Origin of the sequence: Streptococcus mitis (genome assembly GCF_946190115.1) — a bacterium.
Taxonomy (GTDB): Bacteria; Bacillota; Bacilli; order Lactobacillales; family Streptococcaceae; genus Streptococcus; species Streptococcus mitis_CO.
In genome coordinates this window covers 64284-77880 of sequence record NZ_CAMHZG010000004.1, presented here as the reverse complement: position 1 = coordinate 77880, position 13597 = coordinate 64284, and the positions used below count along the sequence as shown (strand labels likewise).

At 41.8% G+C, this 13597-nt stretch carries 13 protein-coding genes; 9 read left to right on the top strand and 4 right to left on the bottom strand.

Going from position 1 to position 13597, the window contains the following annotated elements; translation table 11 throughout:
• Position 1: 1 nt before the first annotated feature.
• Together N8L90_RS03135 and N8L90_RS03130 are read left to right on the top strand one after the other, a co-directional pair.
• Complete coding sequence (locus N8L90_RS03135) at positions 2-871, top strand: helix-turn-helix domain-containing protein (RefSeq protein ID WP_261024099.1); 870 nt, start codon at positions 2-4, stop codon at positions 869-871.
• Between the two features lie 112 nt (positions 872-983).
• Complete coding sequence (locus tag N8L90_RS03130) at positions 984-2114, top strand: ABC transporter ATP-binding protein (protein ID WP_033677947.1); 1131 nt, start codon at positions 984-986, stop codon at positions 2112-2114.
• Between the two features lie 93 nt (positions 2115-2207).
• On the opposite strand, the gene N8L90_RS03125 is transcribed toward N8L90_RS03130, so the two are convergent.
• From N8L90_RS03125 to N8L90_RS03110, 4 genes are read right to left on the bottom strand one after another with little or no spacing between them, the layout of a single operon-like run.
• Complete coding sequence (locus tag N8L90_RS03125) at positions 2208-2867, bottom strand: amino acid ABC transporter permease (protein ID WP_049522401.1); 660 nt, start codon at positions 2865-2867, stop codon at positions 2208-2210.
• Between the two features lie 9 nt (positions 2868-2876).
• Entirely contained in the window at positions 2877-3554 is a 678-nt protein-coding gene (locus tag N8L90_RS03120; protein WP_049522402.1) for an amino acid ABC transporter permease, read from the bottom strand.
• Between the two features lie 12 nt (positions 3555-3566).
• Entirely contained in the window at positions 3567-4361 is a 795-nt protein-coding gene (locus tag N8L90_RS03115; RefSeq protein WP_080982534.1) for a transporter substrate-binding domain-containing protein, read from the bottom strand.
• 10 nt (positions 4362-4371) lie between these two features.
• Positions 4372-5130 carry an amino acid ABC transporter ATP-binding protein gene (locus N8L90_RS03110; RefSeq protein WP_001229571.1) on the bottom strand — a complete coding sequence of 253 codons (759 nt, stop codon included), beginning with the start codon at positions 5128-5130 and terminating at the stop codon, positions 4372-4374.
• Positions 5131-5306: 176 nt separating this feature from the next.
• Here N8L90_RS03110 and recJ point away from each other — a divergent pair, with 176 nt between their 5' ends.
• The 7 genes from recJ to N8L90_RS03075 all read left to right on the top strand — a co-directional run bounded on the left by recJ (position 5307) and on the right by N8L90_RS03075 (position 13580).
• Positions 5307-7529 carry a single-stranded-DNA-specific exonuclease RecJ gene (gene recJ, locus N8L90_RS03105; RefSeq protein ID WP_261024095.1) on the top strand — a complete coding sequence of 741 codons (2223 nt, stop codon included), beginning with the start codon at positions 5307-5309 and terminating at the stop codon, positions 7527-7529.
• Positions 7530-7532: 3 nt separating this feature from the next.
• Positions 7533-7673 (top strand): hypothetical protein, encoded by a 141-nt coding sequence (locus N8L90_RS03100; RefSeq protein WP_261024093.1) that lies wholly within the window; start codon positions 7533-7535, stop codon positions 7671-7673.
• Positions 7674-7702: 29 nt separating this feature from the next.
• Positions 7703-9364 carry a ribonuclease J gene (locus N8L90_RS03095; RefSeq protein ID WP_261024092.1) on the top strand — a complete coding sequence of 554 codons (1662 nt, stop codon included), beginning with the start codon at positions 7703-7705 and terminating at the stop codon, positions 9362-9364.
• 68 nt (positions 9365-9432) lie between these two features.
• Complete coding sequence (locus N8L90_RS03090) at positions 9433-10212, top strand: alpha/beta hydrolase (protein WP_261024091.1); 780 nt, start codon at positions 9433-9435, stop codon at positions 10210-10212.
• A gap of 130 nt (positions 10213-10342) precedes the next feature.
• Complete coding sequence (locus tag N8L90_RS03085; RefSeq protein WP_261024089.1) at positions 10343-11563, top strand: peptidoglycan bridge formation alanyltransferase MurM; 1221 nt, start codon at positions 10343-10345, stop codon at positions 11561-11563.
• Positions 11564-11567: 4 nt separating this feature from the next.
• Positions 11568-12800 carry a peptidoglycan bridge formation alanyltransferase MurN gene (murN, locus tag N8L90_RS03080; RefSeq protein WP_173249927.1) on the top strand — a complete coding sequence of 411 codons (1233 nt, stop codon included), beginning with the start codon at positions 11568-11570 and terminating at the stop codon, positions 12798-12800.
• A 78-nt stretch (positions 12801-12878) separates the two neighbouring features.
• Complete coding sequence (locus N8L90_RS03075) at positions 12879-13580, top strand: M57 family metalloprotease (protein ID WP_173249925.1); 702 nt, start codon at positions 12879-12881, stop codon at positions 13578-13580.
• The last annotated feature ends 17 nt before the right edge of the window (positions 13581-13597 follow it).

Sequence of the window (13597 nt, the reverse complement as noted above, 5' to 3'; positions counted from 1 at the left end):
CATGATGGCAAAAGAACTACACGACTGGTTTCCTGAGGCTCAGATTTCAGACCAACCAGTAGAGAAAGAGGGTTATCTAACTCTTCCTTTAGCTTCTCAGCAGTGGATTTTGCTGGAGGAAGCTGGGCTCAGCGAGCGTGAGAAGCAGTTGATTTCTCTTTTGACCCAGCAGGAGGAGGCTCGTTCGCTCAATCCTTGGTATTCTTTTCTGATTGAGGGCAAGGGACAAGCACCACAAACTTTTAAAAAGATTCAGCTGGTTTATTGTCATCTTTCCTATTTTCAGCAGGAAAATCTAGCTTCTTGGCTGGATATGATGCGGACCCTTTTTCCTAACTGTCAGACGGTGCTTCAGGTCGGAGCTCAGGATTATGTTTTCGTACTTCAGCAAGACAAATACACCTCTGTACGAGCTATTTTAAGTGATACGATTGAAGCGGTTGAGTATGACTTTGGACTTCGTCTCTCTATCATGTTAGGCCAGGTTTGGTCTCAGACGGGGTATCAAACCCTATCAGACTTGATTAAAGCGGAGCGGGATTTGTTTAAGATTTGGTGGCGTCAGGGTCATCAAGGTGTTCATACTTTTTCTCAGCTCTATCTTTGGAGTATGGGAGAAAGACTCGTGGACTTGAGAGCAATCAAGGAATGTCTACATCAGATGATTTTGGACCAGGATCAGATTCAGGAAATCATTCTCTCCCTTTGGGAAAACAGTGCTGTTCTCACTAAAACAGCCCAGCAACTCTATCTGCACCGCAATTCTCTCCAATACAAGATTGATAAATGGGAAGAATTGACAGGGCTACAGTTGAAGGAATTGACAGATCTGACCTTGTGTTATCAATTGATTTTACCAGATATTCTCTAAAGTTTTGTGCAAGTTGCACAGAACTTTTTTGTTTTTTTGGTCATCTTGCCATAGAAATGTAAAGCGTTTTCATCTATAATAAAACTATCAAAAGACAAAAGGAGTTCACCTCATGGTAGAATTGAATCTTAAAAATATTTACAAAAAATATCCAAACAGCGAACACTACTCAGTTGAAGACTTCAACTTGGACATCAAAGACAAAGAATTTATCGTTTTCGTAGGTCCTTCAGGATGTGGTAAATCAACTACTCTTCGTATGATTGCCGGTCTTGAAGACATCACAGAAGGTACTGCATCTATCGATGGCGTGGTTGTCAACGACGTAGCTCCAAAAGACCGTGACATCGCCATGGTATTCCAAAACTACGCTCTTTACCCACACATGACTGTTTATGACAACATGGCTTTCGGTTTGAAATTGCGTAAATACAGCAAAGAAGACATCGACAAACGTGTGCAAGAAGCAGCTGAAATCCTTGGATTGAAAGAATTCTTGGAACGTAAACCAGCTGACCTTTCTGGTGGTCAACGTCAACGTGTTGCCATGGGTCGTGCGATTGTCCGTGATGCAAAAGTGTTCTTGATGGACGAACCTTTGTCAAACTTGGATGCTAAACTTCGTGTATCTATGCGTGCTGAAATCGCTAAAATCCACCGTCGTATCGGAGCTACAACTATCTACGTAACTCACGACCAAACAGAAGCGATGACACTTGCAGACCGTATCGTTATCATGTCAGCAACTAAGAACCCTGCTGGTACAGGTACTATCGGACGTGTAGAACAAATCGGTACTCCTCAAGAAGTTTACAAAAACCCAGTTAACAAATTCGTAGCAGGATTCATCGGAAGCCCAGCTATGAACTTCATCAACGTGCAATTGGTTGGTAGCGAAATTGTTTCTGACGGTTTCCGTTTGAAAGTTCCAGAAGGAGCATTGAAAGTTCTTCGTGAAAAAGGCTACGAAGGTAAAGAATTGATCTTCGGTATCCGTCCAGAAGACGTGAATGCAGAACCTGCTTTCCTTGAAACATTCCCAGAATCAGTTGTCAAAGCAACTATCTCTGTATCAGAATTGCTTGGTTCAGAATCTCACCTTTACTGCCAAGTTGGTAAAGATGAATTTGTTGCCAAAGTTGATGCTCGTGACTACTTGCAAACAGGTGCAACAGTTGAACTTGGATTTGACTTGAACAAAGCACACTTCTTCGATGTAGAAACTGAAAAAACAGTTTACTAAGATAAATAAAACTCAAAACGCTGCTAGAAATCTGGCAGTGTTTTTTTGAGATTGCGTAGAAAAAACTCTCCAATTGAACTGGAGAGTGGCTGTTTATTCTGCAGCTTGTTGCCAACGTTTGGCTAGCATATGAGATAGGCTAGAAATGGCTAGGTTAAAGCTGAAGTAGATGAGGGCAATCAGGATATAAAGACTAAACACTTGCTCTGGTTCGAAATAACGGCCCATGAGAATTTGGCTAGCTCCAAAGAGTTCTTGTAGGGCGATAACAGAGTAGAGGAGGCTGGTATCCTTAATTACGGTTACAAACTGAGAAATGATGGCTGGCAGCATTTTACGGATCGCTTGTGGGAGAATAATGTAGTAGAGGATTTGCGCAGAAGTAAATCCCTGAGACATTCCTGCTTCGTATTGTCCCTTGTCTACGGCATTTAGGCCACCACGGATAATCTCAGCCAAGGCTGCTGAGGTAAAAAGGGTAAAGGCAGTAATACCAGCTGGTGTGGACTTCATCTTAAACACCAAAAAGATGGTGAAAATCCAGAGGAGGTTGGGAACGTTGCGCACAAACTCGATGTAAATGCTGGAGATGATGCGCAAGATAGGATTTTTGCCATTTCTCATGACGGCTAGCACCGTTCCGATAAGGGTAGAGAGGACAATGGCAATCAGAGAAATATAGAGGGTCAAGCCAAATCCTTTAAAGATAAAGATTAGGTTATCTGGGGTCAAAACTTCTAAAATAGATTCCATAGTAACCTCCTAAAGTGAATAGGCTTTTTTGTTGGCTTGCTCCATCTTGCGACCAAATTGGGCAACAGGGAAGCAAAGAGAGAAGTAGAGCAGGGCAGCGCCTAAAAAGGCTGGAATGTAGTTTCCGTTAAGAGCCGACCAAGACTTGGTCACAAACATCAAGTCTACACCAGAGATGATAGCGACTGTAGAGGTGTTCTTGATGAGGTTGACGATTTGGTTGGTCAAAGGAGGGAGGATGATACGGAAGGCTTGAGGCAAGATAATCAAGCGCATGGCACTGATATAGGTAAACCCTTGCGACAAGGCGGCCTCCATCTGACCGCTAGGAATAGACTGAATGCCTGAGCGAATTACCTCGGCGATATAGGCGCCGTGATAGAGTCCCACGCAGAGAACAGCCGTCCAATAAATCGGAATCATGATGGTGTGGTCACTGATAAGAGGTAGGCCATAAAAAACGATAACAAACTGCACCAAGAGGGGAGTGTTTTGGTAAAACTCCACAAAGATGCGAGCTAAAATGCGCAAACTTAGACGTTTGCTGGTTGACATGGCTCCAAAGAAGATGCCTAAAACCATGGCGAGGATAAAGGATCCAATCGCTAGGGCAAGAGTGAAGAGGAAACCATTGAAAAATTGTCCAAAATCCTGAAAATAGGCTGTCCAAGATGATAAATCTGTCATAGGGTGTCCTCCTTAATCTGCGGTATGGCTAGATGGTTTGAGCTTGTAACGGTCATAAAGTTTCTGCAAACTACCATCCTTGTTCCATTTAGTAACCAAGTTATCGAGATAGTCGTTGAGCTCTGTATTTGATTTCTTGGTAACGATACCGTAGTCAGATGGCTTGAAACTATCATCTAGTAGTACTGTGCGCTTGCTGATGTAGCCAGACAGAATAGAGCGGTCAACGGAAAAGGCATCGATACGATGAGCGTGTAGAGAAGTAATCAATTCTGGGTAGGAACCAAGTTCGACGAATTTAAACTTCAGACCTTTCTTTTTACCCAGTTCAGTAATCAGGCGTTGGGTGATGGAACCTTGGGCAACTCCGATGGTTTTGCCGTTTAGGTCCTCAATCTTTTTGATTTTGGCAGATTTATTGACCAAAAATCCAGAAGCGTCTGTGTAGTAGGGACTGGTAAAGTTGTAGAGTTTTTTTCGTTCGTCTGTGATGGTAAAGGTTGCGATATCCATATCGACCTGTTCATTGTCTAGAAGGGGTCCACGGGTTTGTGCGGTAACAGGCACATAGCGAACCTTGACCTTGAGCTCATCAGCTACCATTTTTGCCAAGTCAGTTTCGATACCAGAATAGGTTCCTGTCTTAGGATCCTTGTAGCCAAAATTGGGAACGTCTTGTTTGACACCGACAACCAGTTCGCCTCTTTTTTGAATATCTGCGACGCTGGTATCAGCCTGGACTGGTTTTGCAGCAGCAAGGCCGAAAAGGCTAATCAATAATGCGGATAGAAAGAATTTCTTTTTCATAGGCGCCTCCTTATTTGACTTTGTCACTTTCGTGGTTGATGATTTTGCTGAGGAATTGTTGGGCACGAGGTTCGCTTGGATTGTCGAAAAAGTCATCAACATCTGTCGTATCCACTAAAACTTCTCCGTCAGCCATAAAGATGATGCGGTCGGCAACTTCACGGGCAAAGCCCATTTCATGGGTAACGACAATCATATTCATACCCTCGTGGGCCAATTTTTGCATAACTGCCAGAACATCACCGATGGTTTCAGGGTCAAGGGCAGATGTTGGTTCATCGAAGAGGAGGAGTTCAGGATGCATAGCGAGTCCACGAGCAATGGCGATTCGTTGTTTTTGTCCACCAGACAGCATGGCTGGATAAGAATCTTTCTTGTCCCACATATTTACAAATTCCAGATATTTTTGGGCTGTTTTTTCAGCTTCTTTTTTATCAATTCCTAGAACTTTTATGGGTGCAAGTGTTACGTTTTCTAACACCGTTTTATGCGGATAGAGGTTAAAATGCTGGAAAACCATGCCGACTTCCTTGCGAAGAGGAACCAAATCTTTCTGACTGGCACCAGCAACTTGGTGACCATTGACTAGAAGACTTCCCTTGTCAACAGCCTCTAGACCATTGATTGTGCGGATAAGAGTGGATTTGCCAGAACCAGAGGGGCCTAGGAGGACAACGACTTGTCCTTTTTCAAAACGGAGATTGATGTCGCGGAGTGCGTGGTAGTCTCCGTAATATTTTTCGACGTGTTCAAATTCTACTAAAGCCATAAGGAATCTCCTTTGTGTTAGATTTTATAACACGATTCTACACCAAAAGAATTGCCTTGTCAAATCATATCTGAAAAAATTCACTAAAATTTTATAAAAAAGCAATCTGGATAGAGAAAACGTCTAAATCATGTTATAATGAAGCAATAGAATTCTTAGAAAGAGTGGATGTCTTTTTGATAACACCTACTTATGAATGGCAGTTTGCCCCGCAGGTAGAAGATGCGGATTTTACAAAGATAGCCAAGAAGGCTGGACTGGGTCCTGAGGTGGCTCGGTTATTGTTTGAGAGAGGGATTCAAGGTCAAGAAAGTCTGAAGAAGTTTTTAGAACCTTCCTTGGAGGACTTGCACGATCCTTATCTACTCCATGATATGGATAAGGCAGTGGAACGGATTCGTCAGGCCATTGAAGAAGGGGAAAATATTCTCATTTATGGAGATTACGATGCGGATGGAATGACTTCGGCTTCTATTGTGAAGGAAAGTTTGGAACAGCTTGGCGCTGAGTGCCGTGTTTACTTGCCCAATCGTTTTACTGATGGCTATGGTCCAAATGCTAGTGTTTATAAATACTTTATCGAGCAAGAAGGAATTTCCTTGATTGTGACGGTGGATAATGGGGTTGCTGGTCATGAGGCCATTGAACTGGCCCAGTCTATGGGAGTGGATGTCATTGTCACAGATCACCATTCCATGCCTGAAACCTTACCAGATGCCTATGCTATTGTCCATCCTGAACATCCAGATGCGGACTATCCTTTCAAATATTTAGCTGGTTGTGGAGTGGCCTTCAAGCTGGCTTGTGCCCTTTTAGAAGAAGTGCAAGTGGAACTACTGGATTTGGTTGCTATTGGTACCATTGCTGATATGGTTAGTTTGACAGATGAGAACCGTATCTTGGTTCAGTATGGGTTGGAAGTGTTGGGACACACTCAGCGCATTGGTCTACAAGAAATGATGGATATGGCTGGGATTGCTGCCAATGAAGTGACAGAAGAGACAGTTGGTTTCCAGATTGCCCCTCGTTTGAATGCCTTGGGGCGCTTGGATGATCCTAATCCTGCCATCGATTTGCTGACTGGGTTTGATGATGAGGAAGCGCACGAGATTGCCCTTATGATTCATCAGAAAAACGAAGAGCGCAAGGAAATTGTCCAGTCTATCTATGAAGAAGCCAGGACCATGGTGGATCCTGAGAAGAAGGTTCAGGTCTTGGCTAAGGAAGGCTGGAATCCTGGGGTTCTAGGGATCGTGGCTGGTCGCTTGTTGGAAGAACTAGGGCAGACAGTAATCGTTCTCAATATAGAAGACGGTCGTGCCAAGGGTAGTGCTCGTAGTGTGGAAGCGGTCGATATTTTTGAAGCATTGGATCCTCATCGAGACCTCTTTATCGCATTTGGAGGCCATGCTGGTGCAGCAGGAATGACGCTGGAAGTCGAGAAGCTTTCAGATTTATCTCAGGTCTTGGAAGATTATGTCCGTGACAAAGGCGCAGATGCTAGTGGTAAGAACAAGTTGAACTTAGATGAAGAACTGGATTTGGAGACACTTAGCTTGGAAACGGTCAAAAGTTTTGAACGTTTGGCACCTTTTGGTATGGACAATCAGAAACCTGTCTTTTATATCAAGGATTTTCAGGTCGAAAGTGCCCGTACCATGGGGGCAGGCAATGCCCATCTCAAGCTGAAAATTTCAAAGGGTGAGGCGAGTTTTGAAGTGGTAGCCTTTGGCCAAGGCAGATGGGCAACAGAGTTTGCTCAAACCAAGAATCTAGAGCTGGCAGTCAAATTGTCTGTCAACCAATGGAATGGGCAAACTGCCCTCCAATTGATGATGGTGGATGCGCGTGTGGAGGGTGTTCAACTTTTTAACATCCGTGGGAAGAATGCAGTCTTGCCAGAAGGAGTTCCGGTCTTGGATTTTGCTGGAGAATTGCCGAATCTGGCGGATAGTGAAGCTGTTATCGTAAAAACCGTTCCTGAGGATATTACTCAGCTGAAGACCATTTTTCAGGAACAGAATTTCTCTGCTGTCTATTTCAAAAATGATATTGACAAGGCCTATTATCTGACAGGCTATGGGACTAGAGAGCAGTTTGCTAAATTGTACAAGACCATCTACCAGTTCCCAGAGTTTGATATTCGTTACAAGCTGAAAGATTTAGCAGCTTATCTTAATATCCAGCAAATCTTGCTGGTCAAGATGATTCAAGTATTTGAAGAGCTAGGCTTTGTGACGATCAAAGATGGGGTCATGACAGTGAATAAAGAGGCACCAAAGCGGGAAATCGGAGAAAGTCAGATTTACCAAAATCTCAAACAAATCGTCAAAGACCAAGAAATGATGGCGCTGGGTACCGTGCAAGAAATTTATGACTTTTTAATGGAAAAAGAGTAGCAGATGGAAAAGAGTTGGGCAACCAGCTCTTTTTTAAAAATAAATCTTCATTTTGAAAATCATCAAAAAAATGGTATAATGGTAGGAAAAGATTCGGCTAAAAGTAATAGTGCTTTTAGAATAAGAGGGCAAGCGACCCTATAATCAAGATAAACTAAGCTTTCGGAGGAAAAATGAGTAATATCAGTTTAACAACACTTGGTGGTGTACGTGAAAACGGGAAAAATATGTATATCGCTGAAATCGATGGGTCTATTTTCGTTTTGGATGCAGGTCTAAAATATCCTGAAAATGAACAACTAGGGGTGGATGTGGTCATTCCCAATATGGACTACCTTTTTGAAAATAGCGACCGTATCGCTGGGGTCTTCTTGACCCACGGCCATGCGGATGCCATTGGTGCTCTGCCTTATCTCTTGGCTGAAGCCAAGGTGCCTGTATTTGGCTCTGAGTTGACCATTGAGTTGGCCAAACTCTTTGTCAAGGGAAATGACACAGTTAAGAAATTCAATGATTTCCATGTCATTGATGAGGATACGGAGATTGATTTTGGAGGGACAGTGGTGTCCTTCTTCCGTACGACCCACTCTATCCCAGAGAGTCTGGGTGTGGTCTTGAAGACGGCTGAAGGTAGCATCGTTTACACAGGTGACTTCAAATTTGACCAGACAGCTAGTGAATCTTATGCGACAGACTTCGCTCGTTTGGCAGAAATCGGTCGTGATGGAGTTCTAGCTCTTTTTAGCGATTCAGCCAATGCAGATAGCAATATCCAAGTGGCTAGTGAAAGTGAAGTTGGGGATGAAATCACTCAAACCATTTCTGATTGGGATGGACGTATTATCGTTGCAGCAGTAGCTAGCAACCTCTCTCGTATTCAGCAGGTGTTTGACGCTGCGGATGCAACAGGCCGTCGTGTGGTCTTGACAGGATTCGATATTGAAAATATCGTCCGTACTGCTATTCGCCTCAAGAAATTATCTCTAGCTAATGAGAGTCTTTTGATTAAGCCAAAAGATATGTCTCGTTTTGAAGACCATGAGTTGATTATCCTTGAGACAGGTCGTATGGGTGAGCCGATCAATGGTCTTCGTAAGATGTCGATTGGTCGCCACCGTTATGTGGAAATCAAGGACGGTGATTTGGTCTATATCGTAACCACTCCATCTATCGCCAAAGAAGCAGTTATGGCACGTGTGGAAAACATGATTTACCAAGCTGGCGGAGTTGTCAAACTGATCACTCAAAGCTTGCGTGTGTCAGGCCATGGAAATGCGCGTGATTTGCAGTTGATGATCAATCTCTTGCAACCCAAGTATCTTTTCCCAATTCAAGGGGAATACCGTGAGTTGGATGCCCATGCTAAGGCTGCTATGGCAGTGGGGATGTTGCCAGAACGCATTTTCATCCCTAAAAAGGGAACCAGCATGGCTTATGAGAATGGGGACTTTGTCCCAGCTGGCGCGGTTTCGGCAGGGGATGTCTTGATTGATGGGAATGCCATTGGTGATGTTGGAAATGTGGTTCTTCGTGACCGTAAGGTCTTGTCAGAGGATGGTATTTTCATCGTAGCAATTACCGTTAATCGTCGTGAGAAGAAAATTGTGGCTAAGGCTCGTGTTCACACGCGTGGATTTGTTTATCTCAAGAAGAGTCGCGATATTCTCCGTGAAAGTTCAGAATTGATTAACCAGACGGTAGAAGACTATCTTCAAGGAGATGACTTTGACTGGGCAGATCTTAAAGGGAAGGTTCGTGATAATCTTACCAAGTATCTCTTTGACCAAACCAAACGTCGTCCAGCCATTCTACCAGTGGTCATGGAAGCAAAATAATCGTTGAAATAAACAGAGAGAAAGCCGAGTTTTGGCTTTTTCTTATCGGAAAATAGAAGGAGCAAATCATGGCAGTAATGAAAATTGAGTATTACTCACAAGTCTTGGATATGGAGTGGGGAGTGAATGTCCTCTATCCTGATGCTAATCGAGTGGAAGAACCAGATTGTAAAGACATTCCCGTCTTGTACCTCTTGCACGGGATGTCTGGCAATCATAATAGTTGGCTCAAGCGAACCAATGTAGAACGCTTGCTGCGAGGAACCAATCTAATCGTTGTCATGCCCAATACCAGCAACGGTTGGTATACCGATACCCAGTATGGTTTTGACTACTACACAGCTCTAGCAGAGGAATTGCCACAGGTTCTGAAACGATTCTTCCCTAATATGACCAGTAAGCGTGAAAAGACCTTTATCGCTGGCCTCTCTATGGGAGGTTACGGCTGTTTCAAACTGGCTCTTGCTACAAATCGTTTCTCTCGTGCAGCTAGCTTTTCAGGCGCCCTTAGTTTTCAAGATTTTTCTCCTGAAAGCCAAAATCTGGGAACGCCAGCTTACTGGAGAGGTGTTTTTGGAGAGATTAAAGATTGGACAACTAGTCCCTATTCCCTTGAAAGTCTGGCTAAAAAATCGGATAAAAAGACCAAGCTGTGGGCTTGGTGTGGCGAGCAGGATTTCTTGTATGACGCCAATAATCTAGCAGTGAAAAATCTCAAAAAACTAGGTTTTGATGTGACCTATAGCCATAGTGCTGGAACTCACGAGTGGTACTACTGGGAAAAACAATTGGAACGTTTTTTAGCAACCCTACCAATTGATTTCAAATTAGAAGAGAGATTGAGTTAGTTTTTTATAAATGAACCACTATTTATAGTTATTCTTGGATTTAAAACAATGCTGGAAGTCTGTTTTCACTAGACTTTTCAAACGAAAGTAGTAGAATAGTAATAAAATACTGGAGGAAAGAGAGTAGGAAATGTACCGTTATCAAATTGGCATTCCCACATTAGAATATGATCAGTTTGTCAAAGAACATGAATTAGCTAATGTATTACAAAGCAGTGCTTGGGAAAAAGTGAAATCTGATTGGAATCATGAGAAATTTGGTGTCTATGAAGAGGGGAAGTTACTGGCTGTGGCTAGTATTCTCATAAAATCTCTGCCTTTAGGCTATAAAATGTTTTATATTCCAAGAGGTCCTATATTGGATTACAGGGATATAGAACTTTTAAAGTTTGTCCTGCAGTCCATTAAGTCTTATGCTCGCAGTAAGAGAGCGGTTTTTGTGACTTTCGATCCAAGTATTTGTCTATCTCAATATTTGGTCAATCAAGATAAAAGAGAATATCCTGAAAATCTTGCTATTGTTGAGATTTTAGGGCAATTAGGAGTGAAATGGTCTGGGCGGACAACCGAGATGGATGACACCATTCAGCCTCGTATTCAGGCGAAAATATATAAGGAAAATTTTGAAGAAGATAAACTTTCTAAATCAACGAGGCAAGCTATCCGAACAGCACGAAACAAAGGGCTTGAGATTCAATATGGTGGACTGGAACTATTAGATTCATTTTCAGAGTTGATGAAAAAAACTGAGAAGCGAAAAGAGATTCATTTAAGAAACGAAGCCTATTATAAAAAATTATTAGATAACTTCAAAGAAGATTCCTATATCACGCTAACGAGTTTGGATGTTTCTAAGCGTTTAAGAGAATTAGAAGAACAGTTAGAAAAAAATAGAATAGTTGCAGAAAAATTTAATGATGCAACCAAACCTTCAAAAATTCAGGAAAATATAAAAGAAAAAGAGCGTTTGGTAGAGGAAATAGATTTCTTGCAGGGATATATGAATATGGGAAAATCAAACATTCCCTTAGCGGCTACTTTGAGTTTGGAATTTGGTAATACCTCTGTCAATCTATATGCTGGTATGGATGATGATTTTAAACGTTACAATGCACCAATTTTAACTTGGTATGAAACGGCTCGCTATGCCTTTGAGCGAGGTATGTTGTGGCAAAATTTAGGTGGTGTTGAAAACTCTCTCAATGGTGGACTTTATCATTTTAAGGAAAAATTTAATCCAACGATTGAAGAATATTTGGGAGAATTTACAATGCCTACCCATCCTCTCTATCCTCTGTTAAGACTTGCTCTTGATTTCCGTAAAACATTAAGAAAAAAACATAGAAAGTAAGTATATGGCACTAATTACACTCACGAAAGAAGAGTTTCAGGCTTATTCTGATCAGGTTTCTTCTCGTTCCTTTATGCAATCTGTTCAGATGGGGGACTTGTTAGAAAAAAGAGGGGCTCGAATTGTTTATCTAGCTTTGAAACAAGAAGGAGAAATTCAAGTTGCAGCTCTGGTTTATAGCTTGCCCATGCTGGGTGGTCTGCATATGGAGATCAATTCGGGGCCGATTTATACCCAACAAGATGCTCTTCCAGTTTTTTATGCGGAGTTAAAAGAATATGCCAAGCAAAATGGTGTATTAGAGTTGCTTGTAAAACCTTATGAAACTTATCAAACTTTTGATAGTGAAGGTAATCCCATAGATACTGAGAAAAAAAGTATCATTCAAGGTTTAACTGATTTAGGTTATCAATTTGATGGCTTGACAAGAGGTTATCCAGGTGGAGAACCAGATTGGTTATACTATAAAGATTTGACTGAATTAACTGAAAAGAATTTGCTTAAAAGTTTTAGTAAAAAGGGTAAACCCTTGGTGAAAAAGGCTGAAACGTTTGGCATTCGGTTGAAAAAGTTACAACGTGAAGAACTATCGATTTTTAAGAATATAACAAAAGAAACCTCTGAACGTAGAGAATACAGTGATAAAAGTTTAGAATATTATGAGCACTTTTATGATTCATTTGGAGAACAAGCGGAGTTTCTCATAGCAACCTTGAATTTTTCGGACTATATGAGCAAATTGCAAGGTGAACAAAGTAAACTAGAAGAAATCTTGGACAAGTTGCGACTTGATTTGAGTAAAAATCCTCATTCTGAGAAAAAACAAAATCAACTGAGAGAATATTCTAGTCAATTTGAAACGTTTGAAGTTCGAAAAGCAGAAGCGCGAGACTTGATTGAAAAATATGGAGAAGAAGATATTGTTTTAGCCGGGAGTTTATTTGTTTATATGCCTCAGGAAACGACTTATCTCTTTAGTGGTTCTTACACTGAGTTTAATAAGTTTTATGCCCCTGCACTGCTTCAAAAATATGTTATGTTGGAAAGCATAAAACGTGGAATACCTAAATACAACTTCCTAGGCATTCAAGGGATTTTTGATGGTAGTGATGGTGTTTTGCGTTTTAAACAAAATTTTAATGGCTATATTGTACGTAAAGCAGGAACTTTCCGTTATCATCCATCGCCTTTAAAATACAAAGCTATTCAGTTATTCAAAAAAATAGTAGGACGTTAAGATGAAAAAGCCAGTATTTAGCTTTCTTTCAGCTTGTTTTAGTAAAATAGACTTTATTTGCTAGAAAGGTGGAGAGATATGCGTTGGCTTTTTCGTTTGATAGGGGCTTTCTTTTATTTTATTTGGCGTTTGTTTTGGCGTCTGGTTTGGATTGTTTTGCTTTTATGTACTCTTGCTTTTGGATTTCTCTGGTATCTGAACGGGGATTTTCAAGGGGCGCTGAAGCAAGCAGAACGGTCAGTAAAAATTGGTCAACAAAGTATCGACCAATGGGAAAGAACAGGGCAACTGCCTAAGTTGAACCAGACAGATAGCCACCAGCATTCTGAAGGAAGATGGCCACAGGCTTCTGCTCGTATTTACTTGGATCCGCAGATGGATTCACGCTTTCAAGAGGCATATTTAGAAGCAATTCAGAACTGGAATCAAACTGGTGCCTTTCATTTTGAACTTGTGACTGAGTCCAGCAAGGCAGATATCTTGGCTACGGAGATGAATGACGGAGGTACTCCTGTGGCAGGAGAAGCGGAAAGTCAGACCAATCTCTTGACGGGGCAATTCTTGTCTGTCACGGTGCGGTTGAATCACTATTATCTGTCCAATCCAGACTATGGCTATTCCTATGAGCGCATTGTCCATACGGCAGAACATGAGTTGGGGCATGCGATTGGCTTGGACCATACAGATGAAAAGTCTGTCATGCAACCTGCGGGTTCCTTTTATGGTATTCAGGAAGTGGATGTTGCAAACCTTCGAAAAATATATGAGACTAGTGAGTAGGGAACAATCTTTCCCTA